The organism is Microbacterium sp. PA5 (assembly GCF_049860775.1).
Taxonomy (GTDB): Bacteria; Actinomycetota; Actinomycetes; order Actinomycetales; family Microbacteriaceae; genus Microbacterium.
Window position 1 is genome coordinate 1543190 of sequence record NZ_CP187567.1, and the last position, 20777, is coordinate 1563966.

The window sequence follows — 20777 nt, forward strand, 5'->3', positions numbered from 1 at the left end:
CCCGCGACCAGGAGTCGCGGGCCCCTTCTCATAGGCTGATCACATGGCGACCCAGGTGGTGATGGTCCACGGCATCCGCACGTCGGCGACCATGTGGCGTTCGCAGGTCGCCCATCTCGAGGCGCGCGGCGTGGAGGCGCACGCTGTCGACCTCCCGGGCCACGGCACGCGCATGTCCGAGGTGTTCTCCCTCGACGGGGCCTTCGCGACGATCGACCGCGCCGTGCACGCAGCCGCTGAGCGCGGTCCCGTGGTGCTGGTGGGTCACTCCATGGGGGGTCTCCTGTCGATCGCCTACGCGGGGGCTCAGGCGCGCCCGCCGATCGACGCGTTCATCGCCGCCTCCTGCACCGCCGTGCCGCGCGGGGTGGGCCTTGCGACCTACCGCGCACTGGCCCGGGGCTTCGACCGGCTGCCGCGCCGCGGCCAGGGCATCGCGGACTGGGTGCTCGACCGCACGCTCCCCCTCGAGACCCGGCAGGACTTCGGAGCGGGCGGGTACGCCTACGACGCGCAGGATGTCGCGCTGCGCAGCCTGTCGGTGCTCGATCTGCTCGCCGCGCTCCGGCGGATCGATGTGCCCACGTGGTTCATCAACGGGCAGTACGACCAGCTGCGCGCCAACGAGCGCCTCTTCTCGTCGCAGGTGCCGGGCGCGGAGCTGATCGTCGTCCCGCGGACGAGTCACCTCGTGACGGCGATGCGACCGGCGGTGTTCAACGCGCTGCTCGACCTCGCCGTGGCCACCGTCGAGCAGTCAGCTCGCTGACGGCGTCCGTCTGCGGATCGCGAGGGTGGCCAGTCCTCCGGCCGCGGAGAACACGGCGCCCGCAGCGAAGAGGAGCCAGAAGTCGCCGGCGGCGGCGACGAGACCCGCTCCGACCAGCGGCCCGAGCAGCTGTCCGAGGCTCGCGGAGACGTTCACGAACCCGAGATCGCGGGCATGGTCCTCCGGGAACGGCAGCAGATCGGTCGCCAGCGCCAGTCCGACCGACATGTAGGCGCCGTACCCGATGCCCAACAGGGCCGCCGACACCAGCGCGGTCTCCAGCGAGGGCAGCAGGGCAAGGAGCAGGGACGCGGCCGCCTGCACGGACGCAGCGGTCACGATGAGCCCGACGCGGCGTCCGCTGCGGTCCGACAGCCGACCGGCCAGCACCGACGCCGCCACGACGAAGACGGTGTACACGACGATGAGCAGGAGGAGCTCGTCCTCGGCGGTCGCTGCGTCGCGACCCAGCCCGTAGAGCAGGAAGAACAGGAGCAGGCCGGTGCCGAGGGCGTTGCCGATGTTGACGACCAGGCGGCCCACCAGCAGCCAGGCGAAGTCGTGGTCGCGCAGCGCCGCAGTGCGATCGGCGAGACTGCGCGCGGCGCGGGCTGCGCGCGACGCCGCCGGAGAGGGTGGGTCGGGGAGCATCAGTGCGGCGGCGACGCCGGCGACCAGCAGGAAGCCCGCGAGGGCGAGATAGCCGCCGACGGTGCCGAGGCCCAGCAGGACCACGGCGCCCACGCCGAGCACGATGCCCACCGCCTGCGAGGAGGCGACGGCCGCCGAGGCGGCGCCGCGCTGGGTCGTCAGCTGATCCGCGATCAGCGCCGTGAACGCCGACGCCGCCACCGCCGTGCCCACCGACACGCCGACCCACGCGACGCCGACCGCCCACGGACCCTCCGCCACGGACAGCGCCGCGAGCGAGACGGCGGCCACCACGATGCCGGCCAGTGCCCAGGGGCGACGGCGGCCCCGCGAGCTGCGGGTGCGGTCGGACAGGCCTCCGGCCACGGGACCGGCGATGACGCCGGCGACTCCGCCCACCGCGAGCACGAGTCCCGACCACACGACGCCCGAGATCCAGCCGTCGGCGTCGTCGGGGGTGTCGAGCTGGAGCGGGATCAGCAGCTGCAGCGGGGTGAGCTGCACCGTCCACAGCGCCAGCCAGGCGAGTGTGAACAGGAGGAACCAGCTGACGCCCACGCGGCGCTGCGGCGCCTTCATGCGCGGGCCTGCGCGATCAGATCGCGGTACCAGCCGAACGAGGCCTTCGGCGTCCGCGTCGACGTGCGATGGTCCACGTGGACGAGTCCGAACCGCTGGGTGAAGCCGTGCGCCCATTCGAAGTTGTCCAGGAGCGACCAGACCGTGTACTCCCGCACGTCCGCACCGGCGCGGACCGCCGCTGCGACGGCGGAGATGTGCTGGGACAGATAGTCGATCCTCGGGCCGTCGTCGATCGGCCCGGTGACGGTGTCCGGCTCGGGGAAGGAGGCGCCGTTCTCGCCTATGACGAGCGGAGGAAGGGCCGTCCCGTAACGCTCGGAGAGAGCGAGGAGGAGCGTCGTGAGCGCCGCGGGCACGATCGGCCACCCGAAGCCGGTGACCGGGGCGTCGTCCGCCGGGAGGAGCTCGAACGGGACGGTCGCGCCGGCGGCGGCCGCGCCGACCCGCGTCGGGTTGTAGTAGTTGACGCCGTAGAAGTCGCTCGGAGCGCTGATCAGGGCCAGATCGCCGTCCGCCACCGGCTGGTCGGGAAGCCCGAAGGACGCGCCGTCGGGGTAGGCCCCCGTCAGCAGCGGGTCGGCGAAGAGCCGATTGTGCAGCAGATCGTACGCGGCGGCGGCCGCTCGGTCCGCGGGGCGATCGGAGGCGGGAACGACCGTCGTGTGGTTGTTGACGATTCCGACTTCGCCCGCGCCGGACTCCCGGATCACCGCCTGCGCCAGGCCGTGGGCGAGGAGCTGGTGGTGCACCGTCGGCAGCGCGTCGAAGAGGAGGCGCCGACCCGGGGCGAGCTCGCCGATCGCATAGCCCTGCAGTGTCGTGGAGACGGGCTCGTTGATCGTGTACCAGCTGCGGACGCGGTCGCCGAGAGCGTCGACGACGAGCCGGACGTAGTCGGCGAACCGGAAGGCCGTGTCGCGGGCCAGCCATCCCCCGCCGCGCTCCAGCTGAGACGGGAGCTCCCAGTGGTACAGCGTGACGAAGGGCACGACGCCTGCGGCGCAGAGGTCGTCGACGATGCGCCGGTACCGGTCGAGGGCCTTGGCGTCGCCGGGTCCGAGGCCCTCGGGCTGGACCCGCGCCCACGATACGGAGAAGCGGTAGCGGTCGACGCCGAGCTCGGCGAGCAGGGAGACGTCCTCGCGCCACCGGTGCCAGCTGTCGGGACCCGGCTCGGCGGTGCTGCCGTCGATGATCGCACCGGGCGTCTCCACGTAGTCGTCCCAGATGCTGCGTCCGGCGGGTCCCGCTGCCCGCGCCCCCTCGATCTGGAACGCCGCGGTCGCGACCGACCACCGGAAGGACCGGCCGAGCTCCGAGAGGCCCTGCGGGGACGGCGTGACCCGCGGGGGGACGGTCATGCGAGGATCGGAGGACACGGCATCTCCTTCGGGCATGGCATCTCCTTCGGCGGGTCTGCGGCCGGCGTGGTGCGGTAGCACGATCATGCCGCACCGGCGGGAGCAAGCACCGTCACGACGCGTGGCCCCGACATGGGCGCGGGACGGAAACCTGGTAGACTCGGCTTTTGGCTTGCGTGTGGGCTTCTCCCTCACACGACCGCCGTGCGACAGCCCTCTCTTGTCACCCGGCAGATCCAACGAAAACTCCGAAACGAAAGAGCCTCGAACGTGGCGAACATCAAGTCGCAGATCAAGCGCAACAAGACCAACGAGAAGGCGCGCGAGCGCAACAAGGCCGTCAAGAGCCAGCTCAAGACCGAGGTGCGTCGCACCCGCGAGGCCATCGCCGCCGGCGACAAGGCCGCTGCCGAGAAGGCGCTCGCGACGGCGACCAAGAAGCTCGACAAGGCCGTGAGCAAGGGCGTCATCCACGAGAACCAGGCCGCGAACCGCAAGTCGGCCATCGCGAAGCAGGTCGCCGCTCTCTGAGCGCACCGCGTCTGATGAAGGCCCGTCCCCGTGTGGGGCGGGCCTTCGTCGTTGCGCCGCCGCGTCCGGTCGCGGCGGTCAGCCGCCGTAGGGAGCGCGCGTGGCGATGACGGTCACGAGCCGCTCGACAGCGAACACCGGGTCGCGGGAGGCGCCTTTGACCTCCGCGTCGGCGCGTGCGGCGGCCTGGATGGCCGTGCCCAGCGACGCCTCGTTCCAGCCGGTCAGGTCGCGCCGGGCGCGGTCGACCTGCCAGTCCTTCATGCCGAGCCGGGAGGCGAGTGCGCCCGCGGGCTCGCGGGATCCCGCGACGCGCGCCATGGTGCGCAGCTTCGAGGCGATCGCGGCCACGAGCGGCACGGGATCGGCGCCGCTGGCCAGCGCGTGGCGCAGCGCGACGAGCGCGTCGCCGTAACGACCGGCGATCGCCGTGTCGGCCACAGCGAATGCGGACGTCTCCACGCGGCCGCCGTAGTAGCGCTCCACTGTCTCCACGCCGACGTCACCCGGGACGTCGGCGATGAGCTGCTGGCAGGCGGCAGCGAGTTCGGTGAGGTCGTCGGCGAAGGCGCTGACGAGTGCGCGCAGCGCGGCCGGTGCGATGCGCTTGCGCGCGGCCTGGAACTCTCCCGCTGCGAAGTCGAACCTGTCGGAGTCGCGCTTGACCGCGGCGCAGGCGATCTCGACCCCGCCGCCGGTTCCGGCCCGCACGGCGTCGAGAAGCTTCTTGCCGCGGACGCTGGCGCCGGTGTGGCGGAGGATGACGGTCGCGCCCTCCTGCGGCGCGTCGAGGTAGGCGAGCGCCTCGCTGAGGAAGGTGTCGGAGCACTTCTCGACCCCGGCGACCCGCACCAGGCGCGGCTCGCCGAACAGGGATGGCGAGGTGAGGCCCAGCAGGCTGCCCGACACGTAGTCGTCGGCGCGGAGGTCGGAGACCTCGAGACTGGGGTCCTCGGCGCGGAGGAAGTCGCGGACGCCGGCGATCGCGCGTTCGGCGCAGACCTCTTCGGGGCCCGACACGAGGACGATCGGCGCCGGCTGCGGGGCACGCCACGACAGCTGCGGAATAGCCGACGCGGCACGGGTGGGTTTGCGCGTGGTCGCCATTTCCCCAGCCTACCGAGCGGCACCGACGTCGCGCTCCCGCCAGACGTGGAGCCCGGCGGCATCGCTCCAGACCGCGATCGCCCCGGATCGATCGGTCCTCGCGACGACGGCTCCGGTACCGGTGAGGAGTCGGATCGTCTCGGCGCGCGGGTGCCCGTACGAGTTCTCGCCCACGGTGAGAAGAGCCAGCGCGGGGCGGAGGCGCTCGTAGAGGTCCGGGTGCTGGTCGGCGCTGCCGTGGTGGGCCACCTTCACGACCTCGTACGGGCCGCGGACCCGTGCGGTCACGGCGACCTGCGGCGCCGCGGAAAGGTCGCCGAGGAGGATCGTCCGCGGCACCTCTCCCCCGTCCACCTCCACGACCACGCTCGCATCGTTGCCCTCGGCGGCATGGACGTGCGCCGGGGTCGGCCACAGCACGCGCCACGTCGCCGCGCCGAGCCGTCCGCCCATCCCGGCGGCGGCGGGCTCGGCGCGCGCTCCCCCGGCGACCAGCCGGTCCACGGTGCTGCGGCTCTCCTCGTCGCCGGTCGGGCCGTGCAGGACGGTGCCGACTCTTCCGACCGCGGCCGCGACGCCGCCGCGGTGGTCGAGGTCGAAATGCGTGAGCACCAGCAGATCGATGTGGGCGACGCCGAACCGATCGAGACAGCGGGTGAGCGCGGCCGGATCGGGACCGGTGTCGATGAGCGCTGTGCGCCCCGCGGAGCGCACGAGCACCGCGTCGCCCTGCCCGACGTCGCAGGCGGCGACCGACCACTCCGCCGGGGTCTGCACGCGTGTCAGCCAGGCCGACAGGGGGCCGGCGGCGAGTACGGCCGCGCCGGCGATCGCGAGCGCGATCGCCGCGCCGCGCCGCGCTGCGGGGATCACGCCGTCGGGAGGAAGGACGAGGATCGCGACGGCGGCGCCGACGATGGCCAGAGCGAGGACGCCCGGCAGACCTTCGAGCCAGGCCAGCCCGCCCGCGGGGAGTGCTGCGACGGTGCCGGCGGTGCCTGCGATCCAGGCGGCCGGCACCCAGGCCAGGACCGCCAGCCCGTGGGCGAGCACCGGAAGGCCGCCGAGCAGGCACGCGAGGAGTCCGACGAGGGTGGCGGGCGCCGCCGCGGGCGCCGCAACGAGGTTGGCGAGCACCCCGTACACCGGCACCGTCGGCTCGATGACGACGAGGAGGGGACCGCACACGAGCTGGGCGGAGAGGGGCACGGCGACCATGAGCGCCATCGGCTCGGGCAGCCATCGGGCCATCCCCTCGGCAAGCGGACCCGCGAGCAGGAGCAGCGCCGCCGTCGCGGCGGCCGAGAGCGCGAACGCCAGCGAGAGCGACAGCCACGGGTCGACGACGACCAGCACGATCACCGAGACGCAGAGCACCGAGAGTCCCGCGCCGACGCGTCCGAGGAGGAGCGCTGTCATGGCGACGATCGCCATCGCGCCTGCCCGTACGACGCTCGGCTCCGGAGAGACCAGGATGACGAAGCCGACGAGCGCGGCGGCACCCGCGCACACGCGGGCAGCGCGAGGTGCTCCGAGGAGCGCGGCGAGTCCGAAGGCGGCGCCCACCACGAGAGCGCAGTTGGCACCGGACACCGCCGTCAGGTGCGACAGCGACGACGCCTTCATCGCCTGGTCGAGCGCGGGTTCCACGGCCGAGGTGTCGCCGACGGACAGTCCGGCGATCAGTCCGGCCCCCGGTGACGGCAATCCCTCGACCGTCCGCTGCAGACCTCGGCGCAGGTCGGAGGCGGTCGCGAGCACCCCGGTGGCCGGAGCCCGCACGACGATGTCGCGGGCGTCGACGACGATCACCTCGCGCGCTCCCGCATCCGCGGCGAACGCCGTGCCGCGCACCGTCACCAGCGCGCCGAGGTCGAGTGCCGCCACCGCGGCGGCTTCGGGGATGCGGATGCTCACCGGCGCCGATGCGGAGTGCTCGGCAGGCCCCACGCGCACGCGCTCGGCGACGGCGTCGAAGCTCCAGCCGGACATGCCGCGCTCGACCTTCCCGACGACGACCGCGTCGAGCGCGAACGATCTGCCCCCGTCGAGAGGCAGGCCGAGCACGGCACTGCGGGCAGGCTCGGCGAGGGCGACGTGCGCTGCGGCGGTCCCGCCGAACGCCGCTCCGACAGCCAGGACGCCGATGATCGCCGGGCTCCACGGACACGCGGCCACCGTGAGCAGGCACAGTGCTCCGGCGATCAGGCCGACCGCCGCCCCCCAGGCCCCGTGCGGGTGCATGACCGTGACGGCGGCCGCCAGCCACACGCAGGCGGCCACGGGCACGAGCCGGAGATCGCGGCGGCGCGCGCGTCTGGTGCTCACACCGTCACCAGGTCCCGCAAGGCGGCGAGCATCTTGTCGCCGATGCCGGGTACGGCCAGCAGGTCTTCGACAGAGGTGAAGGAGCCGTTCTGCTCCCGCCACTGGATGATGCGCGCGGCGAGGGCCGGTCCGATGCGCGGGAGGGTGTCGAGAGCGTCCTGATCGGCCGTGTTGAGGTTCACCGCTCCCCCGGCCGCTCCGGTTCCGCCCGCCGTGCTCGCCGCGACCGGCTCCTCGCCGAGCCGAGTGACCTGGAGCTGCTCCCCGTCGGCGACAGGTCGGGCCAGGTTGACGCCGGCGGGGTCGGCCTCGTCGGCGAAGCCGCCGGCCGCGGCGATGACGTCGACCACCCGGGCCCCAGCGTCCAGCCGGTAGAGACCGGGGTTGGCCACGGCGCCGAACACGTGGACGTACACCTCCGCCGGAGCAGTCGCGGCCGGCGTCACGCTCACGTCGGCGGGGCGCTGCACCTGCTCGACCGACGAGGCGGCAGACCGCACCATGCCGATCACGACGGTGAGCGCGACCGCGCAGACGACCAGGACGATCGCCGCGGCGGGCGCCAGTCGAGGGCGGCGGGCGGGCGCTGAAGTCACACCTTCAGCGTGGGAGCCGGTGCCTCCCGTGTGGGCGGCGCCGCCGGGATCGGTGGAGACGGGGCGACGCCTCGCCGGCGGGGAGGAAGCGGCGGACGCTCAGCGCCGTCGGCCGAGCGCCGCGTCGTGCACGGCGATCACGATGCCATGGCCGAGCAGAGCGGGCACGTAGGCGCCGATCGCCGCACCGACCAGCGGAGCCAGCGTGGTCAGCGGGAATGCGGCACTCGCCAGCGCCACGAGCACGCCCGCTCCCACCGCGAGCACCGATACGAGGATCGCGATCACGTAGAGCCAGACGATCGGCTGCGGCAGAGGCGGACGGCGTTCGGCTGCGGACGTGGACACGGGTTGCCTCCCTGCGGTGACGGGCTCACCCACACCGTATCGTCCGCGTCGGGCGGCCGCGCGCGGCCTCGCCTACGCCGTGGTGAAGCTCACGACCTTCGGGGCCCGCACCACGGCACGCACGACCTCGCGACCCGCCAGCGACCGCTGCACCTTCTCGTCCGCGCGGGCGAGCGCCTCCAGTTCGTCGGCGGAGATCCGAGCGGGCACCGTCAGCGTGCCCCGGACCTTGCCGTCGATCTGGACGACCGCCGTGACCGAGTCCTCCACGAGGAGCGTCGGGTCGGCCTGGCGCCACGGCACGAGCCCGACGAAGGGCTCGTAGCCGAGGATCTCCCACATCTCCTCGGCGGTGTGCGGGGCGAAGAGGTCCAGGATCATCGCCGTGGCCTCGGCCGCCTCGCGGACGGCAGGGTCGCCGGCACCGGCTCCGGTGTCGATGGTCTTCCGGGTGGCGTTGACGAGCTCCATGAGCCGCGCGACGACGACGTTGAACTTCGTCTGCTCGACCAGTCCGGGTGCATCGGCCAGCAGGCGGTGAGTGACGCGCCGCAGCGCGACGTCGCCCTCGGCCCACACGACGTCGGGGCTGCTCGTGACGTCCTTCGCCACGCGCCAGGCGCGAGCGAGGAACTTCTGGGCGCCGGTGGTCGACACGTCCTCCCAGTTGATGTCGTCCTCCACGGGACCCGCGAACGCGATCGCGACGCGGACGGCGTCGGCACCGGGGTCCACCATGCTGGAGGCGAACTCCACGAGATTGCCCTTGCTCTTGGACATCTTCGAACCGTCCAGCAGCACCATGCCCTGGTTGATGAGCGACGTGAACGGCTCGGTGAACTCGATCAGCCCCATGTCGAAGAGCACCTTCGTGATGAAGCGCGCGTACAGCAGGTGGAGGATCGCGTGCTCGACGCCGCCGATGTACGAGTCGACCGGCGCCCACTTGTTCGCCTCGCGCGAGGAGAACGCCTGGGTGGCATCTCCCGGCGCCAGGAAGCGGAGGAAGTACCACGAGCTGTCGACGAAGGTGTCCATCGTGTCGGCGTCTCGCAGCGCGGGCTCGCCGGTGGCGGGGTCGACCGTCTCGATCCAGTCGGTCGCACCGCCGAGGGGCGAGGTGCCCTTGGGCGCCAGGTCGAGTCCGTGGGCGTCGGGCAGCGTCAGCGGCAGCTGATCCGCGGGAACCGGGACGATGCGACCGTCGGCCGTGTGGATCATCGGGATCGGCGTGCCCCAGAACCGCTGGCGCGAGATCAGCCAGTCGCGCAGGCGGTACGACTTCGACGCGCGGCCGGCACCGAGCGCCTCGAGCTCCTCGATCATCCGGGCGATCGCGTTGCGCTTGCTCAGCCCGTTGAGCGAGCCGGAGTTGATCATCCGGCCGTCGCCGGTGAGCGCGGTGCCGGTGACGGCGGGGTCCAGCTCGGACAGCGCGTCGCCCTCGGGATCGATCGGCACCCCGTCCTCGTCGACCTCGATCACCGTGATCGCGCCGGTGACCGGTGCGGTGGTGTCGACGACGACCTTGACGGGCAGGTCGAACGCGCGGGCGAAGTCCAGGTCGCGCTGGTCGTGAGCGGGCACGGCCATGACCGCGCCGTGACCGTAGTCGGCCAGCACGTAGTCGGCGGCCCAGATGGGCAGCCGCTCGCCGTTGATCGGGTTGATCGCGAAGCGGTCGAGGAACACGCCCGTCTTGGGACGGTCCGTCGACTGCCGCTCGATCTCGCTCGACTTGCCGACCTGCTCCAGGTAGTCCTGGAAGCGCATGCGCACCTCGGCGGAGGCGCCGGCGGCGAGCTCGGCCGCCAGATCGCTCTCGGGCGCGACGACGAAGAACGTGGCCCCGTGGAGCGTGTCGGGCCGCGTCGAGAAGACGGTCACCTTCTCGGCGCGCCCCTCGATCTCGAACTCGATGTCCGCACCCACGGAGCGGCCGATCCAGTTGCGCTGCATGCGGATGACCTTGGAGGGCCAGAACCCCTCGAGCTGGTTCAGGTCGTCGAGCAGGCGGTCGGCGTAGTCGGTGATCTTGAAGTACCACTGCGTGAGCTTCTTCTTGACGACCTCGTGGCCGCACCGCTCGCAGCGCCCGTCGACGACCTGCTCGTTGGCGAGCACGGTCTGATCGTTCGGGCACCAGTTGACCGGGCTCTCCTTGCGGTAGGCCAGGCCCCGCTCGTACATCTGCTGGAACAGCCACTGGTTCCAGCCGTAGTACTCCGGGTCGCTCGTGTGCAGGACGCGGCTCCAGTCGTAGGAGGTCCCGAACTGCTGCAGGCTCGCCTTCTGCTGCGCGATGTTGGAGTACGTCCACTCGCGCGGATCCGCGCCGCGCTGGATGGCGGCGTTCTCGGCGGGGAGGCCGAACGAGTCCCACCCGATCGGGTTGAGCACGTTGTAGCCGCGGTGGCGCCAGAAGCGCGCGACCGAGTCGACGTAGGCGTAGTTCTCCGCGTGTCCCATGTGCATGTCGCCGGACGGGTACGGGAACATGCCGAGCACGTACTTGCGCGGCCGGGTGTCCTCGTCGCCGCCGGCGCGGAACGGATCGGCTTCCTTCCAGCGACGCTGCCACTTCGTCTGGATCTCGTACGGGTCGAAGCCGCTTCCCTCCGTAGGGGCGTGGGCGGCAGAGGAGGACGTCGAGGACACGGAGCACCAATCGTGGAAATTCGGGAACGCGCGAAGGCGTCCCTCCAGATTAGCGGACGGGCCCGGTCACCAGCCGGGCGGGAGCGCTCCCCCGAGTGCCGACAGCGGCCCCCGCGCCTTCACTCCGACTTCCGCCACCTCCGCGGCGGCGTCGGACCGCCAGGTGATGCCGCCGCCGGCACCGACGTAGGCGCCGTCGGGATGGAAGACGACGGAGCGGATCACCATGGCGAGGTCGGCGCGGCCGTCGGCGCCGATCCAGCCGAAGCATCCCGCGAACGCTCCGCGCGGCCCGCCCTCGAGGCGACGCAGGATCGTCATCGCCGACAGCTTCGGCGCGCCGGTCATGCTGCCGGCGGGGAAGGCGGCCTCGAGCACGTCTCCGACGCGCGTGCCGGGGCGAAGCCGGCCGGCGACCGTGCTGACGAGCTGGTGCACCGCGGCGTAGGACTCCACCTCCAGCAGCCGCTCGACGGCCACCGAGCCGGGGAGGCACACCCGCTGGAGGTCGTTGCGCATGAGGTCGACGATCATGACGTTCTCGGCCCGCTCCTTGACGCTGTCCGCGAGCTCCCGGGCGAGGGCCTCGTCGGAGGACGCGTTGGCGCCGCGGGGGCGGGTGCCCTTGATGGGGCGCGTGCGGACGACGCCGTCCGCGACCTCGAGGAACCGCTCCGGACTCGCGCTGGCCAGCGCGTGGTCGCCCACCCGGATGAGCGCCCCGTGGTGCGCGGGCGTCGCGCGCCGCAAGCGCAGGAAGGCGGCGACGGGATCGACGGAGGCCGTCGTCTCGAACCGCGTCGTGAGGCACAGCTGGTAGGCGTCGCCCTCGCGGATCGCCTCGCGGCAGCGCTCGATGAGGGCGGCGTACGCGTCGGGGGTGTGCCGTGCCGCGATGTCGACGGGCGTGGCCGCCGCCGGTTCGTCGCGTGCTCCGCGCCAGGTCGCGACCTCGGCGGCGAACGCGTCGAGATCGTCCGCAGGGGCCCACGCCCAGGCGCGGCGCGCGCGGTGGTCGAGCGCGACGAACCGGTCGGCCCACAGGCCCCGGTCGGCGCGGACCCGGCCGGTGCGGGCAGCTCCGGGAAGGGCCGCGCTGAGTGCGGAGTGGGAGGCGGCGTCGTAGTCCATCCAGCCCACCCATCCACCGGAGAAGGGTCCTGCGGCGTCGTCGCGCGGCGATGCGGCGCACTCCTGCTCGCGGGGCGCCTCCTCCGCCGGACGCCCGGCGCCGACCCAGCTCCAGCCGTCCGTCGCGTCGGGGCCCGCGTCGAGCCAGAAGCTGTACTCGGCGGCAGCCGGACCGGACAGGTAGAGCTCTGCCGGATCGACCCATCCGGGGAGCTCGCGGGCGCGGAGATCGGTCGGCACGTTCTCAGGCTAGACGCCGCGCGCGCCGTAGGCTGGGACGGTGAACGAGTTCCTCACATGGCTGCTCGACGCCGTGCAGAGCGTCGACCCCGTCGTGAGGACGATCCTGGCCGGCGTGGCGATCATGCTGGAGACCAGCGTGCTGATCGGCCTCGTCGTGCCCGGGGACACCGTCGTCATCGTCGCGGGAACGGCTGTGGCGTCGCCGTGGGAAGCGGCCGCCCTCATCGTGGTCGTGATCCTGGGTGCCCTCGTGGGCGAGAGCATCGGGTTCTGGCTCGGCCGCTGGCTGGGGCCGCGCATCCGCTTCTCCCGGCTGGGCATGCGCCTCGGCGAGGACAACTGGACGCGCGCCGAGCTCTACCTCCGCCGCCGCGGCGGACCCGCGATCTTCATCTCCCGCTTCCTGCCCGTCCTCCACTCCCTCGTGCCCCTCACAGTGGGGATGAGCGGCTTCGCCTACCGCAGGTTCCTGGCGTGGACCGCGCCGGCGTGCGCGGTGTGGTCGATCCTCTACGTCTCGGTCGCCGCGGCGGCCGCGGGCACCTACCGGGAGCTCGCCGACCGGCTGCACTATGCGGGGTATCTGTTCGTCGGCGCCATCGTGCTCTTCGTCGGCCTGGTGTACCTCGCCAAGCGGGTCATCGTCGCGCGTGAGGCGCGTCACCTGCGCCTGGACGACGAGCAGGGCTCCGACTCCCCGGCGGACGGCGTGACAGACTGAAGTGATGGCTGCCGCTCCCTCCCCTCGGCCGAAAGTCCTCTGGCTGGCCCGGCTCGAGTACCGATTCCACTCGTGGCGCGAGCGACGCGCGCGCGCACGGGGTCAGAAGCCCACCGTGGCCGCCTACCCGGGGTACGGCGGAGCGGACTGGGTCCGCGTGCTCGGACGGGTCCTCATCGTCCCCCCGCTCAAGCCCCGGCGCGGCGGCGAGTACGCCAGCGTGCGCGGGTGGCGGAGCTTCGCCTCGGTCCCGGTCGGCTACGCGCAGGTCACCGTGACCATCGACGGCGTCTCCCACGAGGTCGTCGCCGACCGGGGCGGCGTCGTGGACACCGTCCTGCCGGCGAGGCTGGCGTCGGGGTGGCAGACGTTCACCATGTCGGTCGAAGGCGGCGAGCCGATCGAGACCCGTGCGTTCATCGTCGGCGCCGACGTCGATTTCGGCATCGTGTGCGACGTGGACGACACGGTGATGGTGACGGCGCTCCCGCGCCCCTTCGTCGCGGCGTGGAACTCGTTCGTCCTCGACGAGCACGCGCGGCAGCCGGTCCCGGGCATGGCGGTGCTGCTCGAGCGCCTCGTGCGCGACAACGCCGGAGCACCGGTGATCTACCTCTCCACCGGCGCGTGGAACGTCGCGCCGACCCTGGTGCGCTTCATGCGTCGGCACCTGTTCCCGCCCGGTGCCCTCCTGCTGACGGACTGGGGGCCCACCCACGATCGCTGGTTCCGCAGCGGTCAGGCGCACAAGAGCGAGAACCTGCGGCGGCTGGCGGGCGAGTTCCCGCATGTGCGCTGGATGCTGATCGGCGACGACGGGCAGCACGACGACGCGCTGTACACCGCCTTCGCGAGCGATTTCCCCGACCGGGTGCGCGCGGTCGCGATCCGGCAGCTGTCGACGGCCGAGGCGGTGCTCGCCGGCGGGCGGACGGCCGTGGACGACCACTCCGCGGCCACCGTGCCGTGGGTGACGGGCCCGGACGGCGCCGAGCTGCTCGAGCGCCTCGCGGCCGTGGGGATCGTCGACGACGCCTGAGCGATCGCGTCGACCGCGCCGCTGTCGCAGGGTCGGCCTAGGCTGGCCGCATGTGCGGTCGGTTCGTGGTGGCTAACGTCGGTTCCGAGCTCGTCGGCGTCTTGCGCGTCGACGTGGTGGGAGACGATCTCCCCGAGCCGTCCTTCAACGTCGCGCCCACCGACCGGGCGGCGATCGTGCTGGACTCCGCGAAGACCGAGCCGCCCACGCGGCGCCTCGAAGCCGCTCGATGGGGATTGGTCCCCGCCTGGGCGAAGGACCCGTCCATCGGTCCGCGGGCGTTCAACGCGCGGGCCGAGGAGGTCGAGGACAAGCCGATGTTCCGCCAGGCGCTGATCAAGCGCAGGGCGGTCGTCCCGGCGACGGGCTACTACGAGTGGCATACGGTCGACGGCGTGAAGACCCCGCACTTCATCCGGCCCGGCGATGACGAGCCGATGCTCTTCGCGGGGCTGTACGAGTGGTGGAAGGACCCGTCGAAGGCCGACGACGACCCCGCCCGATGGCTGCTGAGCTTCACCATCATGACGAGGGACGCCGTCGGCGAGCTGGGCTCCATCCACGATCGGATGCCCCTGTTCCTCGACGCCGATCACGCCGACGCCTGGCTCGACCCGACGACGGAGAACGTCGGGGACGTCCTCGACGCCGCCATCGATGCGGCGCCGCTGCTGGCAGAGACGATGGTGCACTACCCGGTCGGCGCCGCTGTGGGCAACGTGCGCAACAACGACCCGTCGCTCATCGAGCCGCTCACCCACGCCGACTGAGAATCGGGGCGGGAGCGCCGCAGCACCCCCGCCCCGATTCGTCGGCCGCGTCAGGTCAGGTCAGCTCGATCGATGCGCTCTCGTTGTTGAGCACGATGATCGGCGTGACCGCCGAGAGGCCCGCTGCCCGGATCCCGGCGGCGTCGAAGCGCAGCAGCGGCGTGCCCGTGGTCACCCGGTCGCCGGCGGCGACGAGCGTGGTGAACCCCTCGCCCTTGAGCGAGACCGTGTCGATGCCGACGTGGATCAGCAGCTCGGTGCCGTCGTCGAGCGCCAGACCGATCGCGTGCCCGGTCGGGAAGACCGAGGCGACGGTTCCGTCGGCCGGGGCGACGATCGTGTCCCCCGTGGGATCCACGGCGACGCCCGGGCCCATCGTCCCCTGCGCGAACATGGCGTCCGGCACCTCCGACAGCGGCAGGACCGCCCCGGCGACCGGCTGGCGGAGCCGCAGCGTCGTGGTGGCGGGCGCGGCGGTCGTCGTGGTTCCGCTGCCCGCGGCGTCGGCGGCCGGGGCATCCACGAGGGCGATGTGCCGGTCGTTGATGATGTCCTCCATCGCGTCCTTCACGAACTGGACGTTCAGGCCGTACACGACCTGCACGGAATGACCGCCCGCCTTCATCGTGCCGGCGGCACCGGCACGCTTGAGGGCGTGCTCGTCGACCTTCGACACGTCCGCGATCTCCATCCGGAGGCGGGTGGCGCAGTTGTCGAGCTCGACGATGTTGTCCTTGCCGCCGAGGCCGGCGATGAACTTCTCGGCGGTGCCGTGGTAGCCCGTGAGGCTGGTGCCCACGTTGTCCGCGTCCTGCGCGTCCACGTCGTCCTCGCGGCCCGGCGTCTTCAGGTTGAAGCGCTTGATCACGAAGTAGAACGTGAAGAAGTAGATGAAGAACCATCCGATCCCCATGACGATGAGGATCCAGGGGTTCTGGGCGAGCGGGTTCGTCCACTGGAGCACCATGTCGATGAAGCCGCCCGAGAAGCCGAAGCCCAGGCGCGTCGGCAGCAGCGCCGCGAGCCCGACCGATATGCCGGTGAACACCGCGTGGATCAGGTACAGCCACGGGGCCACGAACATGAAGGCGAACTCCAGCGGCTCGGTGACGCCGACGAAGAACGACGCGATCGCGGCGGAGAGCATGATGCCGTAGGTCACCTTGCGGCGGGTCGTCTTGGCCGTGAGGTACATCGCCAGCGCGGCTCCGGGGAGGCCGAACATCATGATCGGGAAGAAGCCCGCCATGTACTGACCGGTCACGCCGTACTCCGCCTCGGGAGTGTTCTGCAGGAAGTTGACCAGGTCGTTGATGCCGGCCACATCGAACCAGAAGACCGAGTTCAGGGCGTGATGCAGTCCCGTGGGGATGAGCAGGCGGTTCATGAAGCCGTAGATGCCGGCGCCCAGCGGTCCGAGCGTCGCGATCCACTCGCCGAACGCGACCAGGCCGCCGTAGACGACCGGCCAGATGAACAGCAGCAGGAGCGCGACCACCAGCGAGACGCCGGCCGTGACGATCGCGACCGAGCGGCGTCCGGAGAAGAACGAGAGGGCGTCGGGGAGCTTGGTGTCCTTGAAGCGGTTGTAGCACCACGCTCCGATGAGGCCCGCGATGATGCCGACGAAGACGTTCTGCACGCGTCCGAAGGCGGGGTCGACATCGGCCTCGTCGGCGATGCTCAGAAGGCCGGCGACCTTCGCGGGGCTGAGGAGGGTGACGATGGTGAGCCAGGACACCAGGCCGGCGAGGGCCGACGTGCCGTCGGTCTTGTTCGCCATGCCGATCGAGATGCCGACCGCGAACAGCAGCGGCATGTTGTCCAGCAGCGCGCCGCCGGCAGCGCCGAGGAACGTCGAGACGACGTTGGCGCCGGCGGCCGAGGTGATCCAGTACGAGATGCCGGACAGGATCGCGGCGACCGGAAGGACGGCGACGGGCAGCATGATCGATCTGCCGAGCCGTTGGAAGAACTTCATCCGAGAGACTCCAACCGTGAGGGAGGGCGCCCGCCGCGTCACGCGCGGGCCTGTCCGTCCGACGCTACTCCCGAACGCGCGCGACGCACAGCAACCACTCAGGAAAGCCGGTTGTTCCACCTCGGACTGCCGGTCCGTTCGGGCCCAGAAAACACAAAATCCCCGGATCACCGGGGATTGTTGTGGACCTGAGGGGACTCGAACCCCTGACCCCCTGCATGCCATGCAGGTGCGCTACCAGCTGCGCCACAGGCCCTTGGTCGCCGCTCGCGGCAACTCGACCAGCTTACTACATCCGGAGGGGTGCCACGAACGCCGGTCACTCCGTGGCGGCTGCGGTCGGGAGCTGGATCGGCACGATCGGGCAGTCCTTCCAGAGCCGCTCCAGTCCGTAGAACGTCCGCTCCTCCTCGTGGAAGACGTGCACGACCAGGTCTCCGAAGTCGAGCAGGATCCACCGCGCCTCGCTGCGCCCCTCGCGGCGCAGCCGCTTCACTCCTGCCTCCAGGAGTCGCTCCTCCACCTCGTCGGCGATCGCGGCGACGTTGCGCTCGCTGGATCCCGTCACGAGGAGGAAGGCGTCGACCAGCGGGAGCGGCTCGGACACGTCGAACGCGACCAGATCCTCCCCGCCCTTGGCGTCGGCCGCCGCGGCGGCCAGCTGTACGAGCTCCACAGAGCTGTCGGCGAGCGTCATCAGAAGACCCCTGTCGTGATGGCGAGGATGAGGACGCCGGCCAGGGCCACCGCGAGGACGCCCGCGGTGATCGCGAGCACCACCATCAGGCGGCTCCCCTTCTCGGGCGCCGGCGGCTTGATGATCTCATCCGCGCTCTTGATGGTGCTGATGGCCGCACTGGCGGCGATCGGCGTCGGTGAGGAGGCGGCGGGCAGCTCGCCGTCGATGAGGACGGCGTCCACATCGGTGCCGTCGGAGCGGCCGGGGACGGCCCCCGTCGAGCCGTAGCGGTCGGGAAGGGCGAACGTGCCCGTGATCAGCACCTCGCCGGTCGCCGTGACGGGCGAGGTGAAGCCGCCGCCGTCGGGCGTCTGGGAGAGGATCAGCGCGTTCGGCATCGACAGCGCCCCCGTCGCGGTGCTTCCACGCGTGAGCAGCTGATCGAAGGAGGCGGGAACCTCGACCTCGGCGGGCTGGCCGCGCAGCAGCTCGGAGCCGAAGTCGGGCGCGATGACGCGGCGCTCCGGCTCTTCCTCCGCCTCGGGCGCGCTCTGCGATGCCGAGGCGTCGGCCGGCTCCGGCTCGTCCTCCGACGGCGCAGCGTCCACCGGCTCGGCCTCGGTCACGACGTCGGGCGATGACGGCTCAGGCTCGGCGGCCTCGGGTTCGGCGGCCTCGGGCTCAGCGGTATCGGGCTCGGCGGCCTCCGGTTCGACCGTTTCGGGCTCGGTGGGCACCTCGACCAGCTCGGCGTCGACGATCATCTCGTCGTCGATGCGGTCCTGCTCCTCGGCGGCGCGCGCCTCGGCCTCGGCGGCGGTCGCCGCGAGCACCTCCGCGGTGATGACGGGCACGGACGCCGTGCGCAGACGCTCCCGCTGCCGCACTTCGCGGCGCGTCAGCGTGGGCGCGCCGCCTGCGGACGTGCGCGGCTCCGCGCGGGGAGGCTCCGCGAGGACGACGGGTTCCGCCGCGCGCGGGAGCGGGGTGGCCGGCGGCTCGCTCGGCGTCGGTGCGTCGGTGACGATCGGGGTCGAGGCGGTGTTGCGCAGCTCGCGCAGTTGCCTGCGCGTCAGCTGAGGCGGCTCTTCGGGTGTGCTCATGGCTTGCTCCGGTAGAGGTGGTGCTTCGCAATGTATTGGACGACGCCATCCGGGACGAGGTACCAGACCGGGTGCCCTCGGCGTACCCGGTCCCGGCAGTCCGTGGACGAGATGGCCAGAGCCGGGATCTGCAGCTGGCTCACATCGTCGCTGGGAAGGCCGTCGGTGCGCAGATCGTGTCCCGGCCGCGAGACCGCGACGAAGTGGGCGAGGTCCCACAGTTCGGCGTGGTCGCGCCATCCGAGGATCTGCGCGATGGCATCTGCTCCGGTGATGAAGAACAGCTCGGCGTCGGGTCGCTGCTGTTTCAGGTCACGGAGTGTGTCGATCGTATACGTCGGACCTGCACGATCGATGTCAACGCGGCTGACGGTGAAGCTCGGGTTGGAGGCGGTCGCGATGACCGTCATCAGATAGCGGTGCTCGCTCTCGGTGACGTCGTCCTTCTGCCACGGCTGGCCGGTGGGCACGAAGACCACCTCGTCGAGGTCGAACGACTGCGCCACCTCGCTGGCCGCGACCAGGTGACCGTGGTGGATGGGATCGAACGTCCCACCCATCACCCCGATCCGCGGGGAGCGCGCCGTTGCCATCACGGCGGCCTAGTGGTGGCCGTGACCCGCCTGGGCGAGGTCGGTGCCGTGGGTCTGGGCGTAGGCCTCGGCCTTGTGCGCGTGGCGGTTGGCGACGTTGCGGTACGACAGCGTGACCAGCCCGAGCGCGAGGAACACGACGAAAGCGATCACGCCGAAGATGAACGTCTCCGCCTGGACGTTGCCGTGGTGCTCGGCCTCCCCTGCGGCGAGGACGGCGATCGTGGCGAGGGTCATTCATGCTCCGTTCGGTTCGGGTGCGCACCTACAGCTTAGGCGGTCACCGGCGGATCTGCCCGGCGCCACGGGCGAGCCACTTGGTACTGGTCAGCTCCGGCAGTCCCATGGGGCCGCGGGCGTGCAGTTTCTGGGTCGAGATGCCGACCTCCGCGCCGAAGCCGAACTCGCCGCCGTCGGTGAACCGCGTGGAGGCGTTCGCCATGACGACCGCCGAATCGACCTCAGCGAGGAAGCGCTCGGCGTGTGCGTCGTCGGCCGTGATGATCGACTCGGTGTGATGGGTCGAGTAGGTGCGGATGTGGGCGAGGGCGGCGTCGAGGTCCTCGACCACGCGGATCGAGACGTCGAGGCTCATGTGCTCGGTGGCCCAGTCGGCCTCGGTCGCCGGCACCGCCTCCGGCACGAGGCGCCGCACGGCCTCGTCGCCGTGGATCGTGACGCCGTGCGCGCTGAGCGCGTCGGCCACCGGAGGGATGAGCCGGGCCGCTCCCTCCTCGACGACCAGCACCGTCTCGACCGCGTTGCAGACGCTCGGGCGCTGGACCTTGGCGTTGACGACGATGTCGCGCGCCCACTCGAGCGGCGCACTGGCGTCGAGGACGATGTGGACGACCCCGGCGCCGGTCTCGATGACCGGGACCGTGGACTGGGTGACGACGGTCTCGATGAGCTCGGCACTCCCCCGCGGCACCAGGACGTCGACGAGCCCCCGCGCCTGCATCAGGGTGCGGGCGCCGTCACGTCCGAAGTCGTCGACCGTCTGGATGGCCTCGGGGTCGACGCCCGCGTCGGCCAGGGCGCCGCGCATGGCGCGCACCAGCGCCGCGTTGGAGGACAGGGCCGCCGTCCCGCCGCGCAGCACCACGGCGTTGCCCGAGCGCAGCGCCAGCGCGGCGATGTCGACGGTGACGTTCGGACGCGCCTCGTAGATCGAGCCGACGACGCCGAACGGCACGGACACCTTCTGGAGGGTCACCCCCGACGGCAGCGTGCGCTCGTCGAGGATCCGCCCGACCGGGTCGGGAAGGGCCGCGACGTCGCGCACCGCGTCGGCGAGGGCGGTGACGCGCGCGGCGTCGAGGCGCAGCCGGTCCAGGAGTCCGGCCCCCAGTCCGTTCGCCTCACCGCGAGCCAGGTCCTCGGCGTTGGCGGCGACGATCTCTTCGCTGTGGGCCTCGAGTGCGGCGGCGATCGCCCGAAGGAGCGTCGCCTTCTCCGCGTCGCCGAGCAGTCCGACCCGGCGGGCGGCGTCCTTGGCCAGCAGGAGGCGTTCCGTGGCGGTGTCGGCGATCGTCGTCATCGCGCCATTCTAGCGAGCCCACCCGCGGCGGGATCGGGTGCGGGGG

General features: G+C 71.9%; 19 protein-coding genes and 1 tRNA gene. 5 read left to right on the forward strand and 15 right to left on the reverse strand.

Annotation, left to right across the window (positions count from 1 at the left end; all coding sequences use genetic code 11):
- The first annotated feature begins 43 nt into the window (after positions 1–43).
- Entirely contained in the window at positions 44–769 is a 726-nt protein-coding gene (locus ACPWUT_RS07170) for an alpha/beta fold hydrolase (RefSeq protein WP_284527292.1), read from the forward strand.
- Here the strand turns inward: ACPWUT_RS07170 and ACPWUT_RS07175 are convergent.
- Both ACPWUT_RS07175 and ACPWUT_RS07180 read right to left on the reverse strand, forming a co-directional pair.
- Positions 758–1999, reverse strand: a complete 1242-nt coding sequence (locus tag ACPWUT_RS07175; RefSeq protein ID WP_425842017.1) for an MFS transporter — start codon at positions 1997–1999, stop codon at positions 758–760. The two genes, ACPWUT_RS07170 and ACPWUT_RS07175, sit on opposite strands and share 12 nt — an antisense overlap.
- Positions 1996–3363 (reverse strand): GH1 family beta-glucosidase, encoded by a 1368-nt coding sequence (locus ACPWUT_RS07180; RefSeq protein ID WP_425842020.1) that lies wholly within the window; start codon positions 3361–3363, stop codon positions 1996–1998. The genes ACPWUT_RS07175 and ACPWUT_RS07180 overlap by 4 nt, the downstream gene beginning before the upstream one ends.
- Before the next feature lie 270 nt (positions 3364–3633).
- Here ACPWUT_RS07180 and rpsT point away from each other — a divergent pair, with 270 nt between their 5' ends.
- The gene (rpsT, locus tag ACPWUT_RS07185) at positions 3634–3894 is read left to right on the forward strand and encodes a 30S ribosomal protein S20 (protein WP_144807907.1); all 261 of its coding nucleotides are present in this window, start codon (positions 3634–3636) and stop codon (positions 3892–3894) included.
- A 78-nt stretch (positions 3895–3972) separates the two neighbouring features.
- On the opposite strand, the gene holA is transcribed toward rpsT, so the two are convergent.
- From holA to pabB, 6 genes are all read right to left on the reverse strand, one after another.
- The gene (holA, locus tag ACPWUT_RS07190; RefSeq protein WP_284527295.1) at positions 3973–5001 is read right to left on the reverse strand and encodes a DNA polymerase III subunit delta; all 1029 of its coding nucleotides are present in this window, start codon (positions 4999–5001) and stop codon (positions 3973–3975) included.
- 9 nt (positions 5002–5010) lie between these two features.
- Positions 5011–7329 (reverse strand): ComEC/Rec2 family competence protein, encoded by a 2319-nt coding sequence (locus ACPWUT_RS07195; protein ID WP_284527296.1) that lies wholly within the window; start codon positions 7327–7329, stop codon positions 5011–5013.
- Positions 7326–7925: a helix-hairpin-helix domain-containing protein gene (locus ACPWUT_RS07200; RefSeq protein WP_284527297.1), complete on the reverse strand. Its 600-nt coding sequence runs from the start codon at positions 7923–7925 to the stop codon at positions 7326–7328. Before ACPWUT_RS07200 ends, ACPWUT_RS07195 begins: the two co-directional genes overlap by 4 nt.
- Before the next feature lie 99 nt (positions 7926–8024).
- Positions 8025–8273, reverse strand: coding sequence for a hypothetical protein (locus tag ACPWUT_RS07205; RefSeq protein ID WP_284527298.1), 249 nt, complete (start codon positions 8271–8273; stop codon positions 8025–8027).
- Between the two features lie 72 nt (positions 8274–8345).
- A complete protein-coding gene (gene leuS, locus ACPWUT_RS07210) occupies positions 8346–10931 on the reverse strand; it encodes a leucine--tRNA ligase (protein ID WP_425842027.1) in 2586 nt (861 codons plus the stop codon).
- A 66-nt stretch (positions 10932–10997) separates the two neighbouring features.
- The gene (gene pabB / locus ACPWUT_RS07215) at positions 10998–12302 is read right to left on the reverse strand and encodes an aminodeoxychorismate synthase component I (RefSeq protein WP_425842030.1); all 1305 of its coding nucleotides are present in this window, start codon (positions 12300–12302) and stop codon (positions 10998–11000) included.
- 40 nt (positions 12303–12342) lie between these two features.
- On the opposite strand from pabB, the gene ACPWUT_RS07220 reads away from it, so the two are divergent.
- Genes ACPWUT_RS07220 through ACPWUT_RS07230 form a run of 3 tightly spaced genes read left to right on the forward strand, consistent with a single transcriptional unit; the run spans position 12343 to position 14835 of the window.
- The gene (locus ACPWUT_RS07220; protein ID WP_425842033.1) at positions 12343–13026 is read left to right on the forward strand and encodes a DedA family protein; all 684 of its coding nucleotides are present in this window, start codon (positions 12343–12345) and stop codon (positions 13024–13026) included.
- A gap of 4 nt (positions 13027–13030) precedes the next feature.
- Positions 13031–14065: an App1 family protein gene (locus ACPWUT_RS07225; protein ID WP_425842036.1), complete on the forward strand. Its 1035-nt coding sequence runs from the start codon at positions 13031–13033 to the stop codon at positions 14063–14065.
- 50 nt (positions 14066–14115) lie between these two features.
- Positions 14116–14835 (forward strand): SOS response-associated peptidase, encoded by a 720-nt coding sequence (locus ACPWUT_RS07230; RefSeq protein ID WP_425842039.1) that lies wholly within the window; start codon positions 14116–14118, stop codon positions 14833–14835.
- A gap of 55 nt (positions 14836–14890) precedes the next feature.
- Here the strand turns inward: ACPWUT_RS07230 and nagE are convergent, their stop codons facing one another.
- The 7 genes from nagE to ACPWUT_RS07265 form a co-directional block, all read right to left on the reverse strand.
- Entirely contained in the window at positions 14891–16816 is a 1926-nt protein-coding gene (gene nagE, locus ACPWUT_RS07235; RefSeq protein ID WP_425842042.1) for an N-acetylglucosamine-specific PTS transporter subunit IIBC, read from the reverse strand.
- Between the two features lie 183 nt (positions 16817–16999).
- Positions 17000–17072: transfer RNA gene (locus tag ACPWUT_RS07240), tRNA-Ala, on the reverse strand.
- Positions 17073–17135: 63 nt separating this feature from the next.
- On the reverse strand, positions 17136–17513 hold the full coding sequence (gene rsfS, locus ACPWUT_RS07245; RefSeq protein ID WP_425842045.1) for a ribosome silencing factor: 378 nt from the start codon (positions 17511–17513) through the stop codon (positions 17136–17138).
- Entirely contained in the window at positions 17513–18598 is a 1086-nt protein-coding gene (locus ACPWUT_RS07250; RefSeq protein WP_425842048.1) for a hypothetical protein, read from the reverse strand. Before ACPWUT_RS07250 ends, rsfS begins: the two co-directional genes overlap by 1 nt.
- Positions 18595–19191 (reverse strand): nicotinate-nucleotide adenylyltransferase, encoded by a 597-nt coding sequence (nadD, locus tag ACPWUT_RS07255; protein ID WP_425842051.1) that lies wholly within the window; start codon positions 19189–19191, stop codon positions 18595–18597. Before nadD ends, ACPWUT_RS07250 begins: the two co-directional genes overlap by 4 nt.
- A 9-nt stretch (positions 19192–19200) precedes the next feature.
- On the reverse strand, positions 19201–19428 hold the full coding sequence (locus ACPWUT_RS07260) for a hypothetical protein (RefSeq protein WP_284527308.1): 228 nt from the start codon (positions 19426–19428) through the stop codon (positions 19201–19203).
- Between the two features lie 43 nt (positions 19429–19471).
- Positions 19472–20731: a glutamate-5-semialdehyde dehydrogenase gene (locus tag ACPWUT_RS07265; RefSeq protein WP_425842055.1), complete on the reverse strand. Its 1260-nt coding sequence runs from the start codon at positions 20729–20731 to the stop codon at positions 19472–19474.
- Positions 20732–20777: the final 46 nt, after the last annotated feature.